This is a genomic window from Streptosporangium amethystogenes (assembly GCF_000721075.1).
GTDB lineage: Bacteria > Actinomycetota > Actinomycetes > Streptosporangiales > Streptosporangiaceae > Streptosporangium > Streptosporangium amethystogenes.
On the sequence record NZ_JOEQ01000039.1, the window covers coordinates 30681 to 56162 of the forward strand.

The 25482-nt window shown below is 70.5% G+C and carries 25 protein-coding genes and 1 riboswitch; of the genes, 14 read left to right on the forward strand and 11 right to left on the reverse strand.

Annotated elements, in window-relative coordinates; all coding sequences use genetic code 11:
• Positions 1-40: 40 nt before the first annotated feature.
• The 3 genes from IG98_RS0137245 to IG98_RS0137255 form a co-directional block, all read right to left on the reverse strand.
• A complete protein-coding gene (locus tag IG98_RS0137245) occupies positions 41-1009 on the reverse strand; it encodes an ABC transporter permease (protein WP_030923591.1) in 969 nt (322 codons plus the stop codon).
• A gap of 123 nt (positions 1010-1132) precedes the next feature.
• Entirely contained in the window at positions 1133-2014 is an 882-nt protein-coding gene (locus IG98_RS0137250; RefSeq protein WP_030923595.1) for an ABC transporter ATP-binding protein, read from the reverse strand.
• Positions 2011-2403 (reverse strand): GntR family transcriptional regulator, encoded by a 393-nt coding sequence (locus IG98_RS0137255; RefSeq protein WP_030923598.1) that lies wholly within the window; start codon positions 2401-2403, stop codon positions 2011-2013. Before IG98_RS0137255 ends, IG98_RS0137250 begins: the two co-directional genes overlap by 4 nt.
• Before the next feature lie 35 nt (positions 2404-2438).
• On the opposite strand from IG98_RS0137255, the gene IG98_RS52845 reads away from it, so the two are divergent.
• The 5 genes from IG98_RS52845 to IG98_RS0137280 all read left to right on the forward strand — a co-directional run bounded on the left by IG98_RS52845 (position 2439) and on the right by IG98_RS0137280 (position 6629).
• A complete protein-coding gene (locus IG98_RS52845; protein ID WP_157594738.1) occupies positions 2439-2588 on the forward strand; it encodes a hypothetical protein in 150 nt (49 codons plus the stop codon).
• 196 nt (positions 2589-2784) lie between these two features.
• Positions 2785-2988: a cold-shock protein gene (locus tag IG98_RS0137265; RefSeq protein ID WP_030923600.1), complete on the forward strand. Its 204-nt coding sequence runs from the start codon at positions 2785-2787 to the stop codon at positions 2986-2988.
• 115 nt (positions 2989-3103) lie between these two features.
• Positions 3104-3763 (forward strand): histidine phosphatase family protein, encoded by a 660-nt coding sequence (locus IG98_RS0137270; protein ID WP_051753433.1) that lies wholly within the window; start codon positions 3104-3106, stop codon positions 3761-3763.
• A 180-nt stretch (positions 3764-3943) separates the two neighbouring features.
• Positions 3944-5101: a CaiB/BaiF CoA transferase family protein gene (locus IG98_RS0137275; protein ID WP_084195934.1), complete on the forward strand. Its 1158-nt coding sequence runs from the start codon at positions 3944-3946 to the stop codon at positions 5099-5101.
• 31 nt (positions 5102-5132) lie between these two features.
• Positions 5133-6629, forward strand: a complete 1497-nt coding sequence (locus IG98_RS0137280; protein ID WP_030923614.1) for a carboxyl transferase domain-containing protein — start codon at positions 5133-5135, stop codon at positions 6627-6629.
• Between the two features lie 102 nt (positions 6630-6731).
• On the opposite strand, the gene IG98_RS0137285 is transcribed toward IG98_RS0137280, so the two are convergent.
• Genes IG98_RS0137285 through IG98_RS0137300 form a run of 4 tightly spaced genes read right to left on the reverse strand, consistent with a single transcriptional unit; the run spans position 6732 to position 9370 of the window.
• Positions 6732-7163, reverse strand: coding sequence for a hypothetical protein (locus IG98_RS0137285; protein ID WP_030923617.1), 432 nt, complete (start codon positions 7161-7163; stop codon positions 6732-6734).
• Positions 7160-7621, reverse strand: coding sequence for a hypothetical protein (locus IG98_RS0137290; protein ID WP_245651881.1), 462 nt, complete (start codon positions 7619-7621; stop codon positions 7160-7162). The genes IG98_RS0137285 and IG98_RS0137290 overlap by 4 nt, the downstream gene beginning before the upstream one ends.
• A gap of 10 nt (positions 7622-7631) precedes the next feature.
• Positions 7632-8426, reverse strand: a complete 795-nt coding sequence (locus IG98_RS0137295) for a carbon-nitrogen hydrolase family protein (protein WP_030923625.1) — start codon at positions 8424-8426, stop codon at positions 7632-7634.
• Positions 8423-9370: a DUF418 domain-containing protein gene (locus IG98_RS0137300; protein WP_084195929.1), complete on the reverse strand. Its 948-nt coding sequence runs from the start codon at positions 9368-9370 to the stop codon at positions 8423-8425. Before IG98_RS0137300 ends, IG98_RS0137295 begins: the two co-directional genes overlap by 4 nt.
• 297 nt (positions 9371-9667) lie before the next feature.
• Here IG98_RS0137300 and IG98_RS0137305 point away from each other — a divergent pair, with 297 nt between their 5' ends.
• Together IG98_RS0137305 and IG98_RS0137310 are read left to right on the forward strand one after the other, a co-directional pair.
• Positions 9668-9871 (forward strand): FitA-like ribbon-helix-helix domain-containing protein, encoded by a 204-nt coding sequence (locus IG98_RS0137305; protein WP_030923635.1) that lies wholly within the window; start codon positions 9668-9670, stop codon positions 9869-9871.
• On the forward strand, positions 9868-10251 hold the full coding sequence (locus IG98_RS0137310; RefSeq protein WP_030923637.1) for a type II toxin-antitoxin system death-on-curing family toxin: 384 nt from the start codon (positions 9868-9870) through the stop codon (positions 10249-10251). The genes IG98_RS0137305 and IG98_RS0137310 overlap by 4 nt, the downstream gene beginning before the upstream one ends.
• Before the next feature lie 149 nt (positions 10252-10400).
• Here the strand turns inward: IG98_RS0137310 and IG98_RS0137315 are convergent, their stop codons facing one another.
• Both IG98_RS0137315 and IG98_RS0137320 read right to left on the reverse strand, forming a co-directional pair.
• Positions 10401-11252: an SWIM zinc finger family protein gene (locus IG98_RS0137315; RefSeq protein WP_030923639.1), complete on the reverse strand. Its 852-nt coding sequence runs from the start codon at positions 11250-11252 to the stop codon at positions 10401-10403.
• A complete protein-coding gene (locus IG98_RS0137320) occupies positions 11249-14383 on the reverse strand; it encodes a DEAD/DEAH box helicase (RefSeq protein ID WP_030923641.1) in 3135 nt (1044 codons plus the stop codon). Before IG98_RS0137320 ends, IG98_RS0137315 begins: the two co-directional genes overlap by 4 nt.
• A gap of 161 nt (positions 14384-14544) precedes the next feature.
• Here IG98_RS0137320 and IG98_RS0137325 point away from each other — a divergent pair, with 161 nt between their 5' ends.
• The 3 genes from IG98_RS0137325 to IG98_RS0137335 all read left to right on the forward strand — a co-directional run bounded on the left by IG98_RS0137325 (position 14545) and on the right by IG98_RS0137335 (position 17487).
• Positions 14545-15717: a pyridoxal phosphate-dependent aminotransferase gene (locus IG98_RS0137325; protein WP_030923643.1), complete on the forward strand. Its 1173-nt coding sequence runs from the start codon at positions 14545-14547 to the stop codon at positions 15715-15717.
• A 45-nt stretch (positions 15718-15762) separates the two neighbouring features.
• Positions 15763-15845, forward strand: a riboswitch (ZMP/ZTP riboswitch).
• Positions 15846-15859: 14 nt separating this feature from the next.
• Complete coding sequence (locus IG98_RS0137330; protein WP_051753438.1) at positions 15860-16774, forward strand: bifunctional 5,10-methylenetetrahydrofolate dehydrogenase/5,10-methenyltetrahydrofolate cyclohydrolase; 915 nt, start codon at positions 15860-15862, stop codon at positions 16772-16774.
• A 209-nt stretch (positions 16775-16983) separates the two neighbouring features.
• A complete protein-coding gene (locus tag IG98_RS0137335) occupies positions 16984-17487 on the forward strand; it encodes an RICIN domain-containing protein (RefSeq protein WP_084195930.1) in 504 nt (167 codons plus the stop codon).
• A 108-nt stretch (positions 17488-17595) separates the two neighbouring features.
• On the opposite strand, the gene IG98_RS0137340 is transcribed toward IG98_RS0137335, so the two are convergent.
• Positions 17596-19182, reverse strand: a complete 1587-nt coding sequence (locus IG98_RS0137340) for an MDR family MFS transporter (protein ID WP_030923652.1) — start codon at positions 19180-19182, stop codon at positions 17596-17598.
• Positions 19183-19263: 81 nt separating this feature from the next.
• Between IG98_RS0137340 and IG98_RS0137345 the strand changes: the two genes are divergently transcribed.
• On the forward strand, positions 19264-19824 hold the full coding sequence (locus tag IG98_RS0137345) for a TetR/AcrR family transcriptional regulator (protein WP_030923654.1): 561 nt from the start codon (positions 19264-19266) through the stop codon (positions 19822-19824).
• On the opposite strand, the gene IG98_RS0137350 is transcribed toward IG98_RS0137345, so the two are convergent.
• Positions 19814-20710, reverse strand: coding sequence for a cation diffusion facilitator family transporter (locus IG98_RS0137350; protein ID WP_245651882.1), 897 nt, complete (start codon positions 20708-20710; stop codon positions 19814-19816). The genes IG98_RS0137345 and IG98_RS0137350 overlap by 11 nt on opposite strands.
• A gap of 250 nt (positions 20711-20960) precedes the next feature.
• On the opposite strand from IG98_RS0137350, the gene IG98_RS0137355 reads away from it, so the two are divergent.
• Genes IG98_RS0137355 through IG98_RS0137365 form a run of 3 tightly spaced genes read left to right on the forward strand, consistent with a single transcriptional unit; the run spans position 20961 to position 25347 of the window.
• Entirely contained in the window at positions 20961-22697 is a 1737-nt protein-coding gene (locus tag IG98_RS0137355) for a fatty acyl-AMP ligase (protein ID WP_030923658.1), read from the forward strand.
• 2 nt (positions 22698-22699) lie between these two features.
• Positions 22700-22972: an acyl carrier protein gene (locus IG98_RS0137360; protein ID WP_030923661.1), complete on the forward strand. Its 273-nt coding sequence runs from the start codon at positions 22700-22702 to the stop codon at positions 22970-22972.
• Positions 22969-25347: an MMPL family transporter gene (locus IG98_RS0137365; RefSeq protein WP_051753435.1), complete on the forward strand. Its 2379-nt coding sequence runs from the start codon at positions 22969-22971 to the stop codon at positions 25345-25347. Before IG98_RS0137360 ends, IG98_RS0137365 begins: the two co-directional genes overlap by 4 nt.
• Positions 25348-25482: the final 135 nt, after the last annotated feature.

The following is a 25482-nucleotide window of genomic DNA, read 5'->3' on the forward strand; positions in this document are numbered from 1 at the left end:
AAGTAACTGGAATGATCCGGTGCTCCCTTACCCTCCGCCGTCAGTTTCGGCGGTGGAGGGTACGGGTGACCGTGAGGCCGCCGAGGACGAGGGCGGCGGCGAGGAGAATGCCGCTCTCGGTCCACTGGAAGCGCCAGAACCGGCTGGTCGGGTGGTAGTAGACAGCCTTGCGATAGCCCTCGTCGAGCAGACACTCGTCCTTGAGCAACTGGGCACGTTCCGAGCGGACGTCCACTCCGGCGGGCGAAGGACACTCACCGGCGGGCGGAGCCGCGATCTCCTGGCCGGAGGGGGTCAGCCACGCCTCCCTGACCAGGGCGCCGCCGCTCTGGTAGATCGCCGTCGAGCCGGTGGTGACGGCCCGCACCGGTTCGGCGTAGGAGTCACGAGAGAAGAAGACGGCCGGAACGGTCAGGGCGACCAGCGCGACGGTCACCGCCATCGCGGCCAGGGTGCGCCGGAAGAGCGTTCCGGCGGCGGCGCCCAGCACGAACGCGTACAGCCACCACGCGGCCGGAACGACACCGATGAGAGTGAACGTCCCCGGCTCCAATGACTTGTCGCCGATCACATCGCGGAACACCGGCAGCCATGCGCCGATCATCGCCGACAGGATCAGTGCGGCGACCACGACCACCCCGCCGAGCAGGCAGAGCTTGGTCACGAGCCATCGTCCGGTGGAGACCGACTGGGTCCAGGCCAGCGCGTTCGTCCCGCGCTCGAACTCGGCCGCCAGCAGCGGCGCGCCCCAGAAGGCGCCGATCAGCGCGGACCCGAGGATGGGGAGCAGGCCGAAGACCATGAAGACCGGGTAGTAGTAGTCGTCGTAGATCGCCGAGTTCACGGCCGAGCAGGCGGCGGCCGGACCGGGACAGCCCGGTGGGGCCTGCTCGGTGATGTAGCTGCTCGCCCGCAGGCCGGAGACGAGCAGTAACAGGCCCAGCACGAACAGCAGAGCGCCGGTCACCAGGATCTGCGCGCGGTGCTGTCGCCAGGTCAACCAGAGCAAGGGAGATCCTCTCAAAGGCGTGCATGCCGGGACCGGACGGTTCGTTCTGTACGGCATCGGCATCGGCTGCGGTATCGGTCGTCGGGCCCGAGGCTGTGCCTCAGGGCAGGGGAGGGGAGACCCTCAGCCGAGGGAGGTGAGGGCGGGGCGGGGAAGGGCCGCGAGGTCGGGAGCACGCAGATAGGCGAGCACGGTTTCCTCCAGGCTGACCGGGCGGCCGGTCCAGCGCGGATCGGGGAGTGGTGCGGTGTCGCGGACGAGCAGGGTGGCCTGGCGTCCGGTTCCGCCCCGTGAGATCACCGGCAGCCGGGCGGCGAGCGCGTCGGCGTTCTCGGCGGGCCCGGTCAGCAGGCGATGTCCGGCGACCAGCTCGTCGATGTCGCCGCTGACCTGGACCCGGCCCTTGTTGACCACCGTCAGCCAGTCGCAGGTTCCGTCAAGCTCCGAGACCATGTGCGAGGAGAGCAGCACGGTCAGCCCCGTCTCGGCGACCGCCGCCATCAGGCCGCGCATCATGTCCTGGCGGGCCAGCGGGTCGAGGTCGGCCAGTGGCTCGTCCATCACCAGCAGATCGGGACGCTTGGCCAGCGCGACGGTGAGCGCCACCTGAGTCCGCTGCCCGCCTGAAAGCCTGCCGATCCTGCGGTCGAACGGGATGCCCAGTTCAGCCAGCCGCCCCCTGGCCGCAGCGTCATCCCAGCGAGGGTTGAGCCTGCGTCCGAACGCGAGCATCTCGGCCACCCTGAAGCCCGAATACAGCGGTTTTCCCTGTGCCATGAAGGCGATCCGCTCCAGGCTCTCGCGGACGGGCCTGCCAAAGGCCCGTATGGTTCCCGTGGTCGGGGCGAGGAGACCGGCGGCCAGGTGGAGCAAGGTTGACTTGCCCGCGCCGTTGGGACCCACCAGCGCGATCACCCGCCCTGACGGCAGCGCCACCGAGCAGTCGCGCAGCGCCCAGGTCCGCCGGTAGCGCCTGCCCAGTCCCTCGGTTCGCAGAGCGGTCATGCCGTCTCCTCGCGGTAGGAGTCGGTCAGGACGGAGGCGATCAGCGCCTCCAGATCCTCCAGGTCCAGGCCCGCCCGGCGGCCGTCGAGCACCCAGCGCGCCAGGTCGGCGCGCAACCGCGCGCGGTCGCCCATGGAGGTCTGGCCCAGTGACCGCTCCACGAACGTGCCCACTCCCGGTCGCCCGCTGACCAGACCCTCGCGCTCCAGCTCGCGGTAGGCCTTCAGCACCGTGTTGGGGTTGATCGCCAGCTGGTCCACGACCTCCCTGGCCGTCGGCAGCCGGTCGCCGGGCCGCAGCACGCCGAGCCGGAGCGCGTGCCGGACCTGGTGCACGAGCTGAAGGTAGGTCGCCACCCCCGACCCCCGGTCAAGGTGGAATTCGATCAACTTCCACACCCTTTCACTAATTAAGTAGTGAAAGAGTGGAGGATGTGCCGCCGGACGTCAACCTCACCGGGAACATCGAGGCCGCGGCGCGGTCTCCTGTGGCCACGGTGAAGGAGGCGGTGCCCGGCATGGGTGGCGGGCGGGACGCCGGCGACTCCGGGTCTCAGCTGTGGGCGGACAGATGAGTTCGTGTACCGGGCCGTGGAGGTGCTAATCTAGAAGCAGTTGCGGTTGTGGTACCCATGAAACTTTGTGTGCACCTGACGGATAACCTTCAGGTGCATTTTGTTTTCCCGGTCATCTCCGGATGGGCTCATCGCGGCGACGCGGGATTCACACGGTGTGAGTTCCGGCTCTGCCCCCTATCGTAAGGAGAACGTTATGGCTACGGGAACCGTGAAGTGGTTCAACTCGGAAAAGGGCTTCGGCTTCATCGAGCAGGACGGCGGCGGCGCCGACGTCTTCGCCCACTACTCCAACATCGCCGCCCAGGGCTACCGTGAGCTGCAGGAGGGCCAGAAGGTCTCCTTCGACGTCACGCAGGGCCAGAAGGGCCCGCAGGCCGAGAACATCATGCCGGTCTGATGTAGCACCAGCACGGCAAGGGCCGGGGCCCGCATCCTTTCGAGGGTGCGGGCCCCGGCTCGTTCCGTGTCGGCAGATCCTTGCCCGCTGAGCAAGAAGGCGTTTTCATGGGGGAATGCCGCTGACGATCACTGTGGTACGACATGGTCAGAGCGAGTCCAACGTGGCCTTCGAGGAGGCTTTCCGTGCGGGGCGGGCGGTCGCCCTGGAGCGCCCCGACTCCGAAGCCGAACTGACCCCGCTCGGCAGGGAGCAGGCCACCGCGCTGGGACGGCACCTGGCGGCGGGGGATCCGCCGGAACTCGTCCTGTGCTCGCCGTACCGCAGGACCGTGCGGACCTGGGAGCTGGTCGCCGCCGAGCTGGGCGCGGACCCCGAGGTCCGGCTGGAGCCGAGGCTCAGGGACCATGACATGGGACGTTGGTCGGGGATGAACCTGCTCGCGCTCCGGGAGAGGTTTCCCGGGCAGGAGGAGAACCTGACGGCGCGTCTTTACGCCGGATTCCGGCCGCCCGGGGGCGAGAGCTACCCCGACGTCGCCGACCGGGTGCGCGAGGTGGTCGAGGAACTGCGCACGGGGCACGCCGGGCTGCGGATTCTGATCGTCGCGCACGACTCGGTGGTGTTGATGTTCAAGCACGTGATCGAGGATGTCCCGATCGACTCCGTCGAGGCGTTCGGCCCGGTCGGCAACGCCTCGGTCTCGGTGTGGCGCGGAACCAGGCCCGAGGTCTTCAACGAGATGGGCCACCTGCCCGGAAAACGGCCGCGGTAGCGCTCCGCTCCGGACCGGGGTTTTCCCGATGACCTCACCCCGCCCGTTCTGCCGTGTGCTGGTATGGGGGATCATGGGATTCCCTCATCCGGGTATCGTGCCAGTCTCATGGCAAGCGGGCCGGGAACGGAGGAGGCGCTCCTCCGGCCGGGTCCGGTCGCTATGCATCGGAGGTTGATCTTGCAGGGAGCACTCGGCGACATCGTCGTTCTCGATCTCTCCCGTGCGCTCGCGGGTCCGCACGCCACGCAGATGCTCGGTGATCTGGGTGCTCGGGTGATCAAGGTGGAGCATCCCGGGGGAGGTGACGAGTCCCGGGGCTGGGGCCCGCCGTTCGTGGGTCCTGAAGGTGATATTTCAACGTATTTCCTGGCGGCCAACCGGAACAAGCAGTCGATCACCCTCGACCTCAAGTCCGCCGAGGGCAAGGCGCTGATCGAGCGCCTGGTGCGGCAGAGCGATGTGCTGGTGGAGAACTTCCGCACCGGCGTGCTGGACCGGCTGGGCTTCCCCGTCGAGCGGTTGCACGAGCTCAACCCCCGCCTGGTCATCCTGTCGATCACCGGCTTCGGCCATGACGGCCCCGAGGGCGGCAGGCCGGGGTACGACCAGATCGCGCAGGGCGAGGCCGGACTGATGAGCCTGACCGGTCCGTCGGCCGACGAGCCGTACCGGGTGGGTGCCTCGATCGCGGACCTGCTCGGCGGCATCCACGGCGCCTACGGTGTGCTGGCCGCGCTGTACGAGCGGGAACGGACCGGGCGGGGCAAGGTGGTGCGGACCTCGCTGCTGGCCGCGGTGACCGGGGTGCACTCCTACCACGGCACGACCTGGACCGTCGGCGGCCGGGTACCCGTCGCCAACGGTAACCACCACGCCTCCATCGCCCCGTACGGGGCGTTCCACTGCGCCGATGGCATGATCCAGATCGCGGTGGCGAACGACGCGCAGTGGCGCAAGGTCGCCACCCTGCTGGAGATAGATCCAGAAATCGCGAAATATGCCACGAACAGGGAAAGGTTCGCGCATCGGGATGAGCTGATCGCGGACATGGAGCGGAGGCTCACCAAGCACGAGCGGGTGCACTGGCTGGCCGCACTCGGCGAGGCAGGGGTGCCCGCCGGGGCGATCAGGTCCATCGACGAGGTCTACGCCTGGGAGCAGACCCGTTCCCAGGGGCTGGTCGTCGAGGTCGACCACCCCGTGCTCGGCACCATCAAGCTGCCGGGGCCGCCGCTCCGCTTCGACGGCGACCTCCCCATGCGCCACACCGCCCCGCCCGCCCTCGGCGAGCACAACGACGAGGTCCTCGCCTGGCTGGAGGAACGCGAACGATGACCGGCAGGCGGAACCCCCGCGGAGCGCGGATATGACCCCGGCGCGACCTGACGCGCGCACCCTGATCGACACCTTCCTCGACCCCGGGACCTGGCTCTCGTGGGACGAGCCGCCCGCCGATCCCTCCCTGCCCGGCTCGGGGTACGCCGAGGAGCTGGCCGCGATCCGGGCCAGGACGGGATACGACGAGGCGGTGGTCTCCGGGGAGGGCCTGCTCGACGGGCGCCGGGTGGCGATCGTCGCGTGTGAGTTCTCCTTCCTGGCCGGCTCGATCGGGGTGGCCGCCGCCGAGCGGCTCACCGCCGCGATCGAGCGGGCCACCGCCGAACGGCTCCCGCTGCTGGCGGCCCCCGCCTCGGGCGGCACCCGGATGCAGGAGGGCGCGGTGGCCTTCGTCCAGATGGTGAAGGTCACCGCCGCCGTGGCCGCGCACCGCGCCGCGGGCCTGCCGTACGTCGTCTACCTGCGCCATCCCACCACCGGTGGTGTCTTCGCCTCCTGGGGCTCGCTGGGGCACGTCACCGCGGCCGAGCCGGGCGCGCTGATCGGGTTTCTGGGGCCGAGGGTCTTCGAGGCGCTGCACGGCTACCCGTTTCCCGAGGGGGTCCAGGTCGCCGAGAACCTCTTCGCCCGCGGCCTGGTCGACGCGGTGGTGTCGGCCGAGGACGCCCGGCGGGTCGCCATCCGGGTGCTCGCCGTGCTGTGTGCCCCCCGTGAGGGGCTGGATCCGGGTCCCGAGCCGGACGAGTGGATTCCGGTGGTCCAGGCATGGGACGCGATCAGCCGCTCCCGCCGCGACGACCGCCCCGGCGTGCGGGCGCTGCTCAAGCTCGGAGCCTCCGAGGCCACCCCGCTCAACGGCACCGGTGTGGGCGAGCACGACCCCGGGCTGATCCTCGCCCTGGCCAGGTTCGGAGAGGTTCCCGCGGTCGTGCTCGGCCAGGACCGGCGGGGCCAGCGGATCGACGCCCCGCTCGGCCCGGCCGGGCTCCGGGTCGCCAGGAGGGGGATGCGCCTGGCCTCCGAGCTGGGGCTGCCACTGGTCACCGTGATCGACACCGCCGGGGCCGCGCTCTCCAGGGCGGCGGAGGAGGGCGGCCTGGCCGCCGAGATCGCCCGCTCCGTGGCCGACCTGGTGATGCTCGACGCCCCGACCGTCTGCCTGCTGCTGGGGGAGGGCGCGGGCGGCGCCGCCCTCGCGCTGCTCCCCGCCGACCGGGTGCTCTGCGCCCAGCACGGCTGGCTGTCGCCGCTCTCCCCGGAGGGGGCGTCGGCGCTGCTGTACCGGAGTGTCGACTTCGCCCCGGAGATCGCCGAGGCCCAGGGGGTGAGATCCACGGACCTGCGCCGGGACGGCCTCGTCGACCGGATCATCCCGGAGTTCCCCGACGCCGCCTACGAGCCGGAGGCGTTCTGCCGCCGGGTCTCGCGGATACTGGAGTACGAGATCGCGACCCTGCTGGGGCAGCCCCCCGCGGACCGCCTCGCCGCCAGACTCTCCCGCTACCGCCGGCTCGGCGTGGGCTGAGCGGGCGGCTGCGAAGGGACAACGCGGCGGGTCTCCACCCCGGCCGCGCGTCCTGGCAGGTCACCTGGGAGCCCTCGGACGGACGTCAAGCGCGCGGGGAGGTCACGGCTCCGAGCCCTCCGGAGTGAGCGGGACCGGCAGGCGCTCGATCCGTACGGAGAAGACCTCGTCGCGGGGGACGACCACCTCGTACGCCCCGTGGTCGACCATCCAGTAGCCCAGGGCCTCGGCCTTCATCCCACTGTGCCCGGTGTAGGCGATGTGCAGGCTCTCCTCGCCGTTCTCCTCGGAGACGTCGAGGACCAGGCAGGGCTCCCCGCCGAACGCGCCGACGGTGCGGACCAGCACCAGCCAGTCGAGGTCCTCGCGCGCGACGACCAGCCGCCAGTAGCCGGAGGCCGCCTCGAAGCCCTTCTGGGCCGCCTCGTTGAACAGCACCACCTCGGTGGCACCCGGGCCGAGGGCGGCGGCGTACGTCCGGCCGGAGTAGTGGGCGGCGAACCCCGAGGCCACCGGCTCGATCTCGGCGCTCATGAGGCGGGCCGCCAGCTCAGGCCGTCGTAGCGGCCGAAGAGGCGCTCCTCGCCGTCGGTCACGTGGATGATCTCGGCTCCGGCGGGGATCGGCATGGGCGTGGTGTGGAACTGCGGCACGACGTGATCCCGCGAGGTGGTGAAACCGTTCCCGGCGAAGGGCGGTGAATCGTTCCAGTCACCACCCATGTGTGGGCCGTATGGCACGACGTAGGCGTCCATGTCGCGGGCGTACCAGCGCATCAGATAGATCTCCGGGACGGTGGCGGTCAGCTCCGAGCCGTCGAACCCCAGGTCGAGACCGGCGAAGAGCTGAGCGGGGGTGGTCAGCCGCGCGCAGTCCTGAACCCGGTACACGTATCCGGAGATCACGGTGCGTCTGCCGGCCAGATAGGGCACGAGCAGCCGAGGCGGTATGACCTTCTGCATCTGCGTTCTACGCCCAGGTGGATCACTCACGGTCGGCATTTTACGATCCACCGGCCCGGAGTCGCCGGTGTTCCAGGCACGGCAGGGCATTCCGGGTGGCAATCGTGATCTGGGAGTCGAATTCGCATATCTGTACGCCGGGTCCGGGGCCCATATCGGTGCGTACCGCCCCCATCGGATCGACCAGCATGCTCCGTCCGATCCCGAAGTCGTCGTGGGCCTCCGGATTCGGCGCCTGGCCCACGGCCGCGACCCAGGTGGTGTTCTCGATCGCCCTGGCCCTGACGAGGGTGGTCCAGTGCTCCTCCTTCATCGGCCCGGAACCCCACGCGGCGATCACCGCGAACAGTTCGGCCCCGGCGTCCACCAGGGCCCGGGTCAGCTCGGGGAAACGGATGTCGTAGCAGGTGACCAGGCCCACCCGGAGCCCGGCCAGCTCCACCACGACCGGCGTGTCGCCCGGCGCGACCAGCTCGGATTCGCGGGCGCCGAAGGAGTCGAACAGGTGGATCTTCCGGTAGGCCGCCTCGATCGAGCCGGTGGGGCCGATGGCGACCGCGGTGTTGTGGACCCGGTGATCACCGGGCTCGAACACCCCCGCGATCACCGAAAGGCCGTGCTCCCGTGCGGCTCCGGCCAGCCCGGTGACGAACGGTCCGTCCAGCGGCTGGGCGAGGTCGGTGATCCTCCTGCCGTACCGGGTGAGCGTGGCCTCCGGGAGGATCGCCAGCTCGGCGCCGCCCGCGGCGGCCTCGTCGAGGGCCGTGCGGGCACGGTCGAGGTTGGCGGCGGGGTCTTCCGAGACCGGGATCTGGCAGAGGGCGATGCGTGTCACGGGTGTGACCCTATCCGTCGGTTCGGCACTCGTTCCATCCACGTGAGGCTCCGCCACGCCCATTCCAGTGGCCCGTACCTGAATCTGGCCAGCCACGCCCGGCTGAACAGTACCTGAAGCACCAGGGCGGCGACCGAGAGCGCCACACCGGCCAGCCGGGTCGCATCCGAGGTGAGCAACGGCAGGAAGAGCAGGATGATCGGTGTGCTCATCAGGTAGTTGGTCAGCGCCATCCGGCCGAGCGGTGCCAGGGCCGCCAGCAGCGGGTCACGCAGCCGGGTCCGCAGCAGAAGCAGCAGCCCGGTGCAGTAGGCCGTGGCGGCGGCGAGCCCGGCGGCCGGGTAGACGGCCCGGTTGAAGAGGACGGGATCGCCCGCGATGCGTACCCAGAGCCAGGTGAGCGCCACCCCCAGCACCACGCTCGCCGCGAACGCGAACGGCAGCAGCCACTCGGGCGGCGGTCGCTCCATCATGGCCATGCCCAGCACGAACAGCCCGGGGATGAGGATCACCCCGCCGCCCTGGTGTACCGCCCAGGCGGTGAGGGCGACGCCCAGCAGCACCACCGCGGGCTGCGGGAAGAACGAGGCGGGCAGCAGGACCAGCGCCCCGAAGATCGCGTATGGCAGGAGCACCTCGCCGGGGTTGACGATCTGGTGGAGCGCGCCCAGCGCCGCGAGCACCGCCAGCCTGCGCAGCAGCGCGGCCCGGGGGCTCTCGGTCCGCTCGGCCGCCGACCGGAGGAAGAGGACGAAGCTCAGCCCGAACAGGAACGAGAAGATCGGATAGAACCTGCTCTGCAGCAGGTTGTCGATCACCCAGTCGACCGTGTTCTGGCCCGGGTTCCTCAGGTGGTCGCGGGTGTGCTGCCAGGTGTTGACCAACATGATCCCGCACACCGCGAAGCCGCGGAGCGCGTCGAGCTCGTGGAATCGTCGGGTCACAGCAGATAGACGTATCACCCCATAATCACCTATGTATAGATGATCTCCTCCGTAAGCCCTCTTGAAGGTGTGGCGATCGCCGCCCGCGCGAACCTGTGAGCGGGACAGCACACCGTCGCGGGGTTCTCGGACGGTTCGGCTCTTCCCGGGTGACCCCGGCCCGTTGACCGGCTGGACCGGGGAGACGAAATCCTTGCCGGATACCGTCCGGTAAAACGAGTTGCCACTCTGGGTAACGGCTCCCATTCTCTCGGTTGTGGTATCGCCGTGATACCAGATTCGCCGTACAGTGGAGGCATGGCTATGACCCTGCGACTCTCTGACGAACAGACCGAAGCCCTCCGACGGCGCGCGGAGCGGGAGGGACGGAGCATGCAGCAGGTCGCGTTGCATGCCATCGACGACTATCTCGCCAGAGTCGCCGACGACGACCTCACCGATGATCTCGCTGCGCGAGGGGCTGAGCGTTTCGCCGATCTCCTGAGAAGGCTCGGCGAGTGACACTGTTCATCACCTTGGAGCAGGGGCTCCGGATCGCACGAAGGGCTGTTGGCGCGCCGATCCAGGTGCGTGACCTGGGTCTTCTGGAAGCGGCACTGCTCCGTCCTCGGACATCGGTGTTCGGGCAGGACGCCTACCCGGACCTGTTCACCAAGGCCGCGGCGCTGTTTCATTCGATCATTTCCAGCCATCCGTTCGTCGACGGCAACAAGCGGGCGGCCTGGCTCACGATGTATGTCTTCTGCGCCAAGAACGGCGCCATGATCGAGCCCGCCGATGAGGACGAGGCGTATGACTTTGTCATCGCCGTCGCCTCGGGCAAGCTCGCCGAGGTCGACGAGATCGCCGACGTGCTCCGGAGCTTCGCCGTGACCGGTTGAGGCGAGCTCACCACCGCCCCGTTGGGCGGGGAGGGGCCGGACGCGCCCAACCTCCGTCCCGGCCTCGGGAAAGTGCCGCAGGATCCTCCCGTCCGGCAGCGGCGGTGGAACCGGTCGAGGTCGTCCGTTCTCCGATGGTCGGCGCCGGGTCAGGTGTCGTCGGTGTCGGAGAAGGTCCGGTAGGCAGGGCGGAGGAGGTCCAGGATGGGGATGTGCCGGGCCTTGATCTGTGGCGGGTCGAGGGTGCGCAGTAGTAGATCGGGTGGGGGGACGGGGAGGCCGGTACGGTCGCGGAGCCGGGCAGGGGAGACGCTCGGCTCGTAGAAGGCGGTCAGCCGGTCGGCGAACGGCGCGTCGTCCACATCGAACAGTCCGGGGCCGTTCTCGCCGGAGCCGGAGCCGGGCGCCGGGCCGCCGCCCGCCTCGCGCAGGGCGTCGAGCAGGGCGTCCCTGGCGATGCCCCGCCAGGCCAGTACCAGGAACGGGTCGTCGTCGAACCTCTCGGCCAGCACGTACAGCACGGCGGACAGGTGTTTGCAGGGGAAACCCCAGTCGGGACACGAGCAGGTCATGTCCAGGTCGCCGGTGTCGGGGAAGAGCGGCAGGCGGCAGGCGCGGAAGACGTCCTCGATCTCCGGTGGCATTTCACCGGCGAGAAGTTTGGCGCGGTGGAGGGCCTGGGCGGCCAGCGCGTCGGTGAGCTTACGCCACTGGTCCGCCTGGTAGGAGGTGATCCGGATCTCGACCAGGTACGGGGTGCGCCGAGACCCCTGGACCCGGGCCGTGACCAGCCCCGGCCCGAGCTCTGTGTCCAGGACCTGGCCGGAGCGGGCGTACGAGCGGCCCCGGCCGAGCCTGCCCGGGTCGCAGAGGTCTTCGAGGATGTCGATGAACCGGCGCGACCACCACCGCTCGCCGATCGAACCCCGCTTGCTGCGGACCCGGATGCCGCCCTCGACCCGGATCGGCACGGACGGCTCGAACCAGCCACTCCTGCTCATGAAACGGCCTCCGGTCCGAGACGGAACAGCTCGTGCAGCCGGTCGGTGGACAGGCCGGTGATCCAGTCCTCGCCGGTGCCGACGACGCTCTCGGCGAGCGCCTGCTTGCGCTCGATCATCTCGTCGATCCTCTCCTCCAGGGTGCCGACACAGATGAACTTCCTGACCTGCACGTTCCTGGTCTGGCCGATCCGGAACGCCCGGTCGGTCGCCTGGTTCTCCACGGCGGGATTCCACCACCGGTCCACGTGGATGACATGGTTGGCCGCGGTCAGGTTGAGCCCGGTACCCGCCGCCTTGAGCGAGAGCAGGAAGAGCATCGGCTCGTCGTCGTCCTGGAACCGCTCCACCAGCGCGTCCCGCTGTCTCTTCGGCAGCCCGCCGTGCAGCCAGAGCACCGGGCGGTCCAGATGCGCCGAGAGGTACGGCTGGAGCAGCGTGCCGAACTCGGCGTACTGGGTGAAGACCAGGGCCTTGTCGCCCTCGCCGACGATCTCCTCCGCCAGTTCCTCCAGCCGGGCCAGCTTCCCCGACCGGCCGGACAGCCGCGAGTTGTCCTTGAGCAGGTGCGCCGGGTGGTTGCAGACCTGTTTGAGCTTCAGCATGGTCGCGAGCACGTTGCCGCGCCGCTCGATGCCCTCGCTACCGGCGATCCTGTCCATCATGTCGGTGACCACCGCCTGGTAGAGGGTGGCCTGCTCGGGGGTGAGGGTGCACCAGACCTTCATCTCCATCTTGTCCGGCAGGTCGGAGATGATGGTCCTGTCGGTCTTGAGGCGGCGGAGCACGAACGGCCCGGTGGCGCGCCGGAGCGCGGCGGTCGCGGTGGCGTCGCCGTTCCGCTCGATCGGCTCCTGGTAGCGCTCCCGGAACGCCTTGGCCGAACCGAGCAGGCCGGGGTTGCAGAACTCCATCAGGGACCAGAGCTCGGCCAGGTGGTTCTCGACCGGCGTGCCGGTCAGCGCGAACCTGCTCCTGGCCGGCAGCGCCCGTACGGCCTGTGCCTGCCTGGCGGCGCTGTTCTTGATGGCCTGCGCCTCGTCGCAGACGACCCTGGCCCAGGAGAGACCGGCCAGCGTCTCGCGGTCCCGCAGGGCGGTGCCGTACGTGGTGAGGACCAGGTCCGCCCGCTCCACCCGCAGGGCGAGTTCCGCCCCGCGCAACCGGGCGGTGCCGTGGTGCAGGTAGACCTCCAGCGAGGGGGCGAACCTGGCGGCCTCCTTCTGCCAGTTGCTGAGCAGCGACATCGGGCAGACCAGCAGGGTCGGCCCCGGCCGCACACCCGTCGCGCGCTCGTTGAGCAGCAGGGAGAGGGTCTGCGCGGTCTTTCCCAGGCCCATGTCGTCGGCGAGGATTCCGCCGAGGCCGATCTCGGACATGAAGTTGAGCCAGGACAGCCCGCGCTCCTGGTACGGCCTGAGCACGCCGTGGAAGTCGGCCGGAGTCGTGATCGGAACGAGGCGGCGGTCGGCCTCGCCGGACAGCAGGTCGCCGAGGAGACCGTCGGCGTCCACCGTGACGACCGGCAACTCGTCGTCGCCGCCGTGGATGACCTCCTGGATCACCTCGCCGACGGTCATCTCACCCGATCGGCGCCGCTCGACGGCTCTGAGCGCGGCGGTGAGCTGCCGGTCGTCCAGCTCGACCCAACGGCCCCGCACCCGGACCAGCGGCACCTTGAGTCTGGCCAGCTCGGCCAGCTCCTCCTCGCTGATCGTCTCGTCGCCGATCGCCAGGTCCATCCGGAAGTCCACCAGCTGCCGCAGCCCGAAACCCTGGTCGGCCGCCGCGCCAGGACCGGTCGGCTGCGAGCGGGCGGTGAGCTTGAGGCCGAGCCTCGTGGTGCCGGCCCAGGCGGGCAGTTGCACGCCGAACCCGGCGGCCTGCAGGAGCGGGGCGGCCTGGCGAAGAAACGCGAACGCGCCCGCCGTGTCGAGGACCAGCTCGGAGGGACGGCGATCGCGCAGCGCGTCTCCCACCCTGGGGTAGAGACGTGCCGCCCGGCCGAGCCCGGCGAGCAGCGCCTCGTCGGGACGTCCCGGCAGGCCGGGGGCGGTCTCACCGGCCCAGATGAGCGGTGCGGAGAGGTAGAGGCTCGGGTCGTCCGACGACTGGAGGGCGAACTCCAGCCGCCAGCGGGAGCCGTCGGGCGGCGGCACCGGACGGCCGCCGTACTCCGCGACGAGGTCGCGGGCGGGCTCGGGGTCGGGGTCGTTCTCGGGCTCGGTCAGCCGGAAGCACACCCTGACCGGGCCGTCGAGCCGGTGCGCGGAGCCGAACCACTCCCGGAGCGGTTCGGCCAGCTTCTCCGCAGAGGTCCGGGTCAGCCCGGGAAGCGCGGCGTCCGCACCGGTGAGGGCGACCATCCAGCGGTCCGGAAGGGGAGCGCGCGGTCCCGGCCGGTGCCCGCCGAGCAGGCGGTCGGGGAGCGCCCGCCGTACCGCGGCGTCGGTCAGGCAGGCCACGGCCTCGATCAGCACGTGGGCCGAGGGGCGCTCCTCGGCGACGGCCCGGCAGACGGGTGGCATCGCGGCGGCCAGCTCACGGAAGCGGGCCGCGTAGGGGCCGGTCAGCACGGGACGCCACCGGGCCGCGTAGCCCGCGTCCTCGGCGACGAGCTGCGGCAGCACCCGGCCCCGGCGGATCAGGTCACGGGCGTACGCCGCGACGACGGCGAGGTAGCGCAGGGACGCGCCCGGGACCGGCGCCCGGTCCTCTCCGTCGGGGAACTCGTCGGGTTCGTACGCTCCCGCCGGGAGACGGGGCATCTCGTCCACGGCGTCGAGCAGGCCCAGCGCCGCGCCGGGCTCGATCAGCAGGGCGGGCACCCGCCAGGAGCCGATCCGCGGCTGCCGCGCGCCGATCTCGATCCCGGACTCGGCGGAGGGCAGCGGGCTCCGGGCGGAACCGGGCAGCAGCAGGACGAGCTCGTCGGCGACGGCCTTGCCCACGGACGCCGCCGGGATCTCTCCCCAGAGCGGCACCCCGCCCGCCATGCCCGTCACCGGGGCCGCGAACGGATGCGGCCGGACCTTGGCCCTCGCCCTGGAGACGCTCCCCGCGGAACCATCCGGGTCCTCCCCCCACAGCGCCAGCCTGTCACCGACCCAGGCCCCATGGACGACCAGCATCGCCAAGCCCCCTCCTCACGCCACGAAAGAAGGTAACAGCTGCGGCACGGGCGGATGGTCGGCATGGTCTCGTGCACCGGCGACTCCGGCGGCATGCGGGGCGACGCGATCCGCTCACGATCGTGGACGAGCGATCCGGGGCGCCGATTACGCTGGGACGCGTGGACGATCCTCTGGTGACACGGATGCGCGGATTCGGCACGACCATTTTCGCCGAGATGTCGGCGCTGGCCCTGCGGACGGGTTCGATCAACCTGGGGCAGGGCTTTCCCGACACCGACGGGCCCGCGGCGATGCTGGAGCGTGCGGTGTCGGCGATCCGCGAGGGCGCCAACCAGTACCCGCCGGGGCCGGGCGTGCCCGAGCTGCGCCAGGCCGTCTGCGAGCACCACAAGGACCACTACGGCCTCTCCTATGATCCCGACGGCGAGATCCTCGTCACCGTCGGCGCCACCGAGGCCGTCGCGGCGGCGATCCTGGCGCTTTGCGAGCCGGGGGACGAGGTGATCGCGTTCGAACCGTACTACGACTCCTACGCGGCCTCTGTCGCCCTCGCCGGAGCGGTGCTCCGCCCGGTCACCCTGCGCCCCGTCGAGGGCCGCTTCACCTTCGACCCCGCCGAGCTGCGCGCCGCGGCCGGACCGCGCACCCGCGTCATCCTGGTCAACTCTCCGCACAATCCCACCGGCACGGTCCTCACCCGGGCCGAGCTGGAGGAGATCGCCCTGCTCTGCCAGGAGCGCGATCTGGTCGCCGTCACCGACGAGGTCTACGAGCACCTCACCTTCGACGGCGTCGAGCACATCCCGCTGTCCACCCTGCCCGGCATGCGCGAGCGGACCGTGATGATCTCCTCGGCGGGCAAGACCTTCTCGGTCACCGGCTGGAAGACCGGCTGGATCTGCGGCCCGGCCGAGCTGGTCAGGGCCGTGCAGACCGTCAAGCAGTTCCTCACCTTCACCGCCGCCGCGCCCTGGCAGCTCGCCGTCGCCCACGGCCTCCGCCACGAGCTGGACTGGGTCTCCCGGCTCCGGGCCGACCTGGAGTCCAAGCGCGACCGGCTGGCGGCGGGGCTGGCCGCGGCGGGCTTCGAGGTCTACCGCCCCGCGGGCACCTATTTCGTGCAGACCGACATCCGTCCCCTCGGCTTCACCGACGGTCTCGCCCTGGCCCGGGAACTGCCGTCCCTGGCGGGCGTGGTCGCCGTCCCCACCCAGGTCTTCTACGCCCGCCCCGAGCGTGGCAGCCACTTTGTCCGCTTCGCCTTCTGTAAGCGGGACGAGGTCATCGACGAGGCGGTGAGCCGCCTGGCCCGGCTCGGCATCCCCTCCTGACGGGTGGGGGCGGGTTCGACCCAGAGGATGCCGATCGGGCATCCTGGGGGATGACGCGACTGGCGGCAAGGGGATGGCATCAACCATCGGGGAGCTCGCCGTGGGAGTCGACCGCCTGGGCGCCCACGCCGAGAGGATACGTATGTCCCAGCCCGTTCGAAACGGCTCAGACGGCTCGGAGCCTGAGAGCGCGTCGTCCGCCCGGCTGCTTCCCGGCGGTCCGGTCGCGCAGAGCATCCTCGCCGACGTGGCCGCGCGGGCGGCCGCTCTGACCCGCGGGGGCGTCACCCCCAGCCTGGCGACGGTTCTCGTCGGCGACGACGACGCCAGCGCCGGATACATCCGGATCAAGCAGCGGCAGGCCGCCGAACTCGGGTTCGCCTCGCCGCACGAGCACCTGCCCGCGAGCGCCACCCAGGCGGACCTGCACGCGGTCATCACCGCGTTCAACGACGACCCGGCGGTGCACGGGCTGCTCGTGCAGCACCCCGTCCCCAGGCACCTCGACTACGACCGGGCTCTGCAGGTCATGGATCCCGACAAGGACGTCGACGGCATGCACCCGCTCAACATCGGGCGGCTGGCGCTGGAGCTTCCCGGCCCGCTGCCGTGCACGCCCGCGGGGATCGAGGCGCTGCTCGCCTACTACGACATCCCGGTCGCCGGCCGGGAGGTGGTCATCCTCGGGCGCGGGGCCACGCTCGGGCGGCCCCTGTCGATCCTCCTCGCGCAGAAGCGCCCGACGGCGAACGCCGCCGTCACCGTGGTGCACACCGGGGTGAGCGACTGGCCCCGCTACACTCGCCGCGCCGACGTCCTCGTCGCCGCCGCGGGTGTGCCGGGCATCATCCAGCCCGAGCACGTCAAGCCCGGTGCCGTCGTCATCGGCGGCGGCGTGCGCTACGAGGGCAGGCGCCTGCTGCCCGATGTCGACGAGTCCTGCGCCCAGGTGGCCGGGGCCATCACCCCCAGGGTCGGCGGGGTCGGGCCCACCACCGTCGCGATGCTGTTCCGCAACGCGATCACCGCGGCCGAGCGCGCGACGGCCTCCAGGTGAGTTCCCCGGTGGCCTTCCCCTGGGGGAGGCCACCGGGTGGCCGCGTGGGTGGCCGCGTCCCGCGAAACGCCGACCGTCGTGTCGCCGCCCTGAAACCGATCTCTCTGCGTGTACGTTCTGCTGCGGAGAGTAGTCATCGGGGGCGGGGGTCTTCCGATGGTGCACGTCGCTCTCCACTCCCGTGATCCGCAGGAAGGAGAGCATCGACGATGCGACGGAGATTCAGGGTGCTGGCGTCGGCGGCGGCGGTCGCGCTCGGTTGCGCGGGGTTCGCCCCCGGTGCGGTGACCGCATCGAGTACGGCGTCCGCCGCCTGGGGCCCCATCCGCAGTCACCAGAACTGGCGTTGTCTGGACGCCGATCTGGGCACCATCGGCCCGAACGGCACCAAGGTGCAGCTGTGGGGATGCAACGGCTGGGACAACCAGTCGTGGAGCTATGACGTGTCCAGCCACACGATCCACAGCAAGGAGAACGGGCGTTGTCTGGACGCGGACCTGGGCACCATCAACGCGAACGGCACCAAGGTGCAGCTCTGGGACTGCAACGGCTGGGCCAACCAGAAGTGGATCTACGATGCGACGAGCCACACGATCTACAGCATGTACAACGGGCGCTGCCTGGACGCTGACCTGGGCACCATAGGTTCGAACGGGACCAAGGTGCAGCTGTGGAACTGCAACGGCTGGGCCAACCAGAAGTGGACACTCTGACCGCCGTCACTCTTGGGCGGCGAGATCGCATCCTGCCCTCCCGCGCACCGGAGCCCGGGGCCGGCGGAGAGTGGGCCGGCCCCGGGCTCCGGTGCGTGGGGAGGTTCGCTACCTGCCGACGGTGACCGGCGGGGCGGCCGGATCGGCGGTGGGGGCCGGGGCGGCGGACCGGGCCGAGCGCAGCGGGATCTCCTTGATCATCAGGACGGTCACCGCGGCGAGGACGGCGATCGGGACGCCGACCAGGAAGACCGCGCTCATCGCCCGGGTGAAGGCCTCCAGGATGATCTCCAGGACCGGTGCGGGGAGCTGGTGGATGGCCTTGGGGGAGCCGAGGTTGGGGGTCGCGCCACCGCTCAGCGGCAGCTTCGCGGCCTTCGCCAGGGAGATCAGCTCCGCGGTGAGGCGGTTGGCCAGGATCGCGCCGAAGGCGGCGACACCCACCGCGCTGCCCAGGGAGCGGAAGAACGACACGCCGGAGGTCGTCGAGGCGAGGTCCGCCCTGGACACCGCGTTCTGCGCGGCCAGGATCAGGATCTGCATGGTGGCGCCGAGCCCGACGCCGAGCACCGCGTTGTCGACGCCGACGAGCAGCAGCGAACTGTCGACGTGCAGGCGCGACAGGAGGAACAGGCCGAGTCCGACCAGCAGCATGCCCACCACGGGGAAGATCTTCCACCGGCCGGTCCTGCTGACGAACCTGCCGACCGCGATCGAGGAGACGAGCAGGGCGAGCACCAGGGGAAGGGTCATCAGGCCGGAGCCGGTGGGGCTCATGTCCTTGACGATCTGCAGGTACTGGGGCAGGAACATCAGCGCGCCGAACATCGCCGCGCCGACCAGCAGGGAGGCGACGGAGGTGAGCACGAAGGTGCGGTTGCGGAACAGGTGCGGGGGCAGGATCGGGTCGGCTGCCCTGCGCTCGGCGACGACGGCCAGGCCGAACATCGCCAGGCTGAGCACGCCCAGGCCGTAGGTCCACCCGGAGTTCCAGTCGAACTCCTTGCCGCCGAGGGAGAGCAGCAGCATCAGCGCGGTGGTGCCGCCGGTGATGAAGGTCGCACCCCACCAGTCGACCTTGGTGTCGCGGCGGGTGAAGGGCAGCTTCAGCACCTTCTGGATGACGACGAACGCGACCACGGCCAGCGGCACGCAGATCCAGAACGTCCAGCGCCAGGACATGTTGTCCACGATGAACCCGCCGAGCAGCGGGCCGGCCACCGTCGAGACGCCGAAGACCGCGCCGATGTAGCCGGAGTAGCGGCCACGCTCGCGGGGTTCCACCACGTCGCCGAGGATGATCTGCGGGAGCGCGGCGAGACCACCGGCACCGATGCCCTGCACCGCTCTGGCGGCGATGAGCTGGCCCATGTCCTGGGAGAACCCGGCGGCGACGGAGGACACCACGAAGACGACCAGGGCGACCTGGAACATGAGCTTGCGGCCGTAGAGGTCGGAGACCTTGCCCCAGATCGGGGTGGAGGCGGTCATGGTCAGCAGGGTCGCGCTGGCCACCCATGCGAGCTGGTCCTGGCCGCCGAGCGTGCCGACGATCGTCGGCAACGCGGTTCCCACCACGGACGTCGAGATCATCGACGTCAGCATGGCGAGCATCAGTCCGGCCAGGATCTCCAGCACCTGTTTGTGGGTGAAACTCGGTGCGGCCTCGGCCCGGATCTGTTGTTCGGTCGGCATGAACCGTCCCCCAATGCATGTAGAGTACATATTAAGTTAGTAGACGCTTGTTTACTCGTCAAATCTGGAAGGATCGCGTAGGTGGATGAGACACGGCAGCGCGACAGGGAGGGCACCAGGCGGCGCATCCTCGACGCGGCCCGCCGGCTGTTCGCCGACCTTGGCTACGACCAGGTGACGATGCGGCTGATCGCCGCCGAGGCGGATGCCAACATAGCGCTGATCAACCGTTACTTCGGCAGCAAGCGAGAGCTGTTCGCCGAGGTGCTCGCGATGCAGGGACGCTTCCCCGGCGTCCTGGACTGCCCCGAGGAGGAGCTCCCCCGGCGCCTGGCCGAGTACATCGCCGAGCGGCTCCGCTCAGACCAGGCGAGCCCGGTGATGGCCGCGCTCATCCGGTCGTCCAACTGCCCGGAGATCCACGATCTCATCCGGGACCGGGTCAGTTCGGCGATCCTGGAGCCCCTGTCGGCAAGGCTCTCCGGTCCCGACGCGGCCTTCCGGGCGAGGATCGCCACCGCGCTCATCACTGGGAACGGCACGATGCGCCAGCTCTACGGCCCCGAGTCGAGTGACGTCCCCGACCGTGAGGCGGTGATCGCCCGGCTCACCGCGATCTTCGAGGCCTGTCTCAGCCGGTGATCATGTGGCATGCCGTGCCGGGGACGTGGTCGACCTGCAAGGTGGTGTGGTCGATGTGGAAGCGCTGGTGCAGCAGCTCGGCCAGCTCGCGGCGGACCCGGTGGCAGTCGCCGCCGGGCATGACGGTCACGTGCGCGGAGAGCGCGGGGAAGCCGCTGGTCACCGTCCACACGTGCAGGTCCTCGACACCCGTCACGCTCGTGTGGGCGATGATCGCGGCGCTCACCTCGGCCGGGTTCACCCCGTCGGGGGCGGCCTCGAACAGGATGCGTCCGGCGTCGCGCAGCAGGCCGTAGGCCGCCTTGGCCATCAGGGCCGCGACGACCAGGGCGGCGATCGCGTCGGCCCGGCCCCAGCCGGTGAGCCAGACGACCGCGCCGGCGATCGCGGTGGCCACGAACGCGTACAGGTCGTTGAGGATGTGCTGGAACGCGCCCTGCACGTTGAGGCTGCTCCGGTCGGCCCTGGCGATGAGCCACGCGGCGACGGCGTTGACCGCGATCCCGGCCAGAGCGGTGCCGAAAACCAGGGCTCCGGCGACCTCGGGCGGCTCGATGAGCCGCCGCACGCTCTCGTAGACGAAGTAGGCGACGAGCGCCACGAACGTCAGCCCGTTGACGGCCGCGGAGAGGATCTCGGCCCGCTTCCAGCCGAAGGTGTAGGCGCCACGGGCCGGGCGGGCCGCCATCCTCATCGCCACCAGCGCGAGCGCGATGGCGCCGGCGTCGGTGAGCATGTGCCCGGCGTCGGAGATCAGCGCGATGGAGTTGGCGGCGAGGCCGATGACGACCTCGGCCGCCATGAAGGCGAGCAGCAGGGCGAGTGCCGCCGCGAGGTAGCGGCGGTCGGCGTCGGCGCGGTGCCCGTGGCCATGCCCGTGACCCATCGTAAGATCCATTCTGTCAACACCTGAACATCTGCTCACATATTAAGCAAGTGTGCCTAACTCGGCAAGATTCAGCTCCGTCCATGCCCTCGCGCGTGCCCCCGTACACGGACTCGCGGGGCGGAAACGGGGCGGGGGAAAGTACTAACTTTCGGCGTAAAACCGGGTGAGAGCTTGTGCGGCCCAGGCCTGGGACCGGCTGATCTTTCCTCCTATGTTGGGGTCTCTTGCCATCATGGGAGATGACCAGATGTCCTTTGTGCAGTGGGTGCGCGCGCAGGTGGACCGGCACGGGCACGAACGGTCCTACACCTTCGTGGAGGACCGCAGGGGCGAGCTCGTCGAGCAGGACCGTCTGACCTTCGCCGACCTCGACGCGCGGGCCAGGTCGATCGGCGCCTGGCTGGCGGGGTGGCGGATGGCGGACCAGACGGTGCTGTTGCTCCACCCGGCCGGTCTGGAGTTCCTGGCGGCATTCCTGGGTTGCCTGTACTCCCGGGTGGTCGCGGTGCCCTCGCCGCTGCCGCAGACCGATCCCCGCGCGCTGGAGCGCGCCGAGGGGATCATCAAGGACGCCGACGTGCGGCTGGTGCTCACCGACTCGGCCAACCTGGACATGCTCGGCGCCTGGCTGCGTGATGTCGGCCTGGACGGCACCGTCGAGTGCGTGGCCACCGACGCTCTCGACCTCCCCGACCCCGGGGACTGGACGATGCCCCGGATGGGGCCCGACACCCTCGCCTACATGCAGTACACCTCCGGTTCCACCAGCGAGCCCAGAGGCGTCATGATCACCCACGCCAACCTGCTCCACAACGAGGGGGAGATCTGGCGGGCGATCGGCTCGCCCAAGGTGGGCGTCGGGGTGGGCTGGCTGCCGCACTACCACGACATGGGCCTGGTCGGCATGCTGCTCCAACCGATCTACGCGGGCGGCGACCTCTACTTCGCCTCGCCGATCGCCTTCGTCATGCGCCCCGCGCTCTGGCTGGAGATGATCAGCCGATACCGGGCCGGATACACCGTCGCGCCGAACTTCGCCTACGAGTGGTGCGCGGCCCGGGTCACCGACGCCCAGGTGGCAGGGCTCGACCTGTCCAGCCTGCGCTTCGCGCTCAACGGGGCCGAGCCGGTGCGTACCGGCACGCTGCGCGCGATGGTGCGCCGCTTCGGAGCCGCGGGCTTCAGCGAGAGGGCATGGGCCCCGGCGTACGGCATGGCCGAGGCGACCCTGGTGATCACCGCCACCCCGCTGGGGCACGGGCCGACGGTCCGCGGGTTCGACGCCACGGCGCTGGAGCGGCACGAGGCGGTTCCGGTGGAGCACCCGGGAGAGGGCGTGGAACTGGTCGGCTGCGGGCGGCCGATCAGCATGTCCGTGCACGTCGTCGATCCCGGCACCGGAACCGAACTGCCACACGGGCGGGTCGGAGAGCTCTGGGTGCGCGGGGAGAGCGTCGCGCGGGGGTACTGGCAGCGCGAGGAGGCGACCCGCGATGCCTTCCGCGGACACACCGCCGCGGGCGAGGGGCCGTTCCTGCGAACCGGGGACCTGGGCTTCCTGCTGGACGGCGAGCTGTATGTCACCGGCCGCATCAAGGACGTCGTCATCGTCAACGGGCGCAACCTCTATCCCCAGGACCTGGAGGAGGCCGCCCGGCAGGTGCACCCGTCGCTGGGGGCCGGGGCGGCCTTCGGCGTGCGTGCCGGGGGCGAGCACGTGGTGCTCGTCCAGGAGATTCGCGAACGGGACCTCGACGCCCCCGCGGAAGAGCTGGCCCGCGGCGTGCAGGGCGAGCTCGCCCGTTCCTTCGGGCTGCCGTCGATGAGCGTCGTGCTGGTCAGGCGCGGCGGAGTGGGCAAGACCACCAGCGGCAAGATCCAGCGCTCACGCACCCGTGACCTGCTGCTGAACGGATCGCTGCCCGTCGTTCACGCCGAGCTCACGGCGGCCGTCGCCGCGCGCGTCCGATCAGAAGGAGTGTGAACATGTCCGCCGACGCCGGGATCGCCGCAGACCTGGACATCATCCGCGGCTGGCTGGGGGCGCGGGTGGCCTCCTACGTCATGCGCTCGCCGGAGGAGATCGACCCGTTGGTGCCGGTCGCCCAGTACGGCATGGACTCCGTCTACTCGCTCAGCCTCTGCGGTGACATCGAGGCCGAGTACGGGCTGGAGATCGAGCCGACCATGGCCTGGGAACACCCGACGGTCGCGGCCATGGCCGACCACCTGTTGGGACGGCTGAGCACGGGCCGATGAACGGGGCGTCGCTGGCCGGGCTGCTGTGCGGGCGGCGCACGAAGTGGGTGGTGCTGCTCGTCTGGCTGGGCGTCGTCATCGTGGCCGCCTCCCTCGCCGGGCGGCTGGAGTCGGTGCAGCAGGACGACGTCGCCGGATACCTCCCCGCCAGCGCGGACTCCGCGCAGGCGGTCAGGCGCATCCTCGGCATGCAAGGGGAGAACCTCTCCCCGGCGACGATCGTCTACGAGCGGCCGGGCGGTCTCGGCGAGGCCGACGACGCCGAGATCGCCAGGGACGTCAAGGCACTGGCCGGGGTCCCCGGGGTGGTGGCCGAGATGCCCACACCCACCGGCGGCAGGACCTTCGGGCGTGCGGAGTTCGACAGGGAGCTCGCGCCGTACCGGGACGCCCGAGGACGGCTGCCCGAACAACTGCGGAGGGTCGAGCAGAAGTTCCAGGCGCCCAGGCTGACCAAGACGATCAAGTTGATCGCCACCCAGCGGTCCGGGGACGGCGAGGCGGTCCAGGTCGTGGTGATCGTCAGGGACCAGGGCGGCAGGGAGACCGCCGAGATCGTCGACCGGATCCGCCGTGTCGTGGACGAGGGCCGCCCCGCGGGACTGGCCGCGCACATCACCGGCATGGTCGGATTCCAGGCCGACGCGCTGGCCGTGTTCTCGACGGTGGACAGCGACCTGCTGCTGGCCGCGATGGGCGTGGCCGTGGTGGTGCTCCTGATCACCTACCGCAGCGCGGTCCTCTGGCTCTTCCCGCTGGGCACGGTGCTGGTCGGGCTGGCCGTCGCGATGGGGGTGAACTACCTGCTCGCCGCCGCGGGCGCGATCACGGTCAGCAGCGTGGCGGTCTCGCTGCTCATGGTCCTGGTGATCGGCGCGGGCACCGACTACGCGCTGCTGGTCATCGCCCGCTACCGCGAGGAACTGCGCAGGCACGCCGACCGGCACGAGGCGATGGCGGTCGCGCTGCGCAGGGCCGGGCCCGCGGTGGTGGCGAGCGCGGCGACGGTGGTCGCCGCGCTGCTCTGCCTGGTGGTGGCCGAACTCAACTCCACCAGGGGCCTCGGGCCGGTCTCCGCGGTCGGGGTGACCAGCGCGATGCTCGCCATGATGACCCTGCTTCCCGCGGTCATGGTCGTCTTCGGGCGCTGGATCTTCTGGCCGCTCGTCCCGCACCACGACCCGGACGCCGAGGAGCACCCCGCCGACCACGGCAGATGGGGCGCTCTGGGCAGGAGGATCCACGCGAACCCCCGTCTGGTGTGGGTCGTCACGGTCCTCGGGCTCTGCCTGTGCGCGTCCGGGCTGGCCTCCTACCGGGCGGGCGGGCTGGGCAACGCCGACGTCTTCCTCTCCAGGCCGGACTCGGTGGTCGGGCAGGAGGCCGCCGAGCGGCACTTTCCCTCGGGCGAGGCCGACCCGGTCCAGGTGGTCACCACCGAGCAGTACGTCAGGGACGTGATCGTGGACACCGCGCAGCGACCCGAGGTCACCGCGATCTCGCTGGGCGCCGCGGGCAACGGCGACATCCTGCTCAACGTGACGGTACGCGGGGGCGACGGCGAGGAGGCCGAGCAGCACGAGGTGCTCGCCCTGCGCGACCGGCTGCGGGCGGTCGCCGCCCCGGACGTCAACGTGGGCGGCAACGTGGCGCTCATCGCCGACCTGGAGCGCGGTGCGCAGCGGGATCGGGTGGTGATCATCCCGCTGGTGCTGCTCGTGGTCTTCGCGGTGCTCGCGGTGCTGCTGCGCTCGCTCATCGCGCCCATGCTGCTGCTGGCCACCGTGGTGCTGTCGTTCCTGGCCACACTGGGAATCAGCTCGCTGGCGTTCGCGCACCTCTTCGGCTTCGCCGGGGTGGACCAGGGGTTCGTCCTGCTGGTCTTCGTCCTGCTGGTGGCGCTGGGCGTCGACTACAACATCTTCCTTATGCACCGGGTCCGGGAGGAGGCGCACCGCTACAGCACGGCGCACAGCGCGATCCTCGGCCTGGGCGCGACCGGCGGCGTGATCACCTCGGCGGGGGTCGTGCTCGCCGGCACCTTCGCGGTGCTGGTGGTGCTTCCACTGACGCAGACGGTCCAGATCGCCTTCGCGGTGGCCGTGGGGGTGCTGCTCGACACGATGATCGTCCGTTCCGTACTGGTGACCGCGCTCACCCTGGACGTCGGCGACGTCGTCTGGTGGCCGAGTCGCCTGGCCAGGGGCACCCGCTGGTGGCAGCGCGGACCGCGCCCCTACCGGCTCCCCACGGCGGTCAGGCCGCGGGTCATGCTCAGGCCCCGGCGGCTCGTGCGCCCCCGCGTGGTGCTCGGATCCGGCAAGGTCGCCTTGAGAAAGAGCGAAAAAGTAGGAGGCGAGTTTAGCGGTAAATGATAAAAGGCGTTATTGCGAGGCAGATCACACCTGTGATTTACTTGCCGGTAATAAACGTGGGGGTGGATCGACGCACACAATGCTTTTCTGCCCCTTCGAGGTGCTAATAAGCGCCCGTCAGGCATTTTCCGGCCC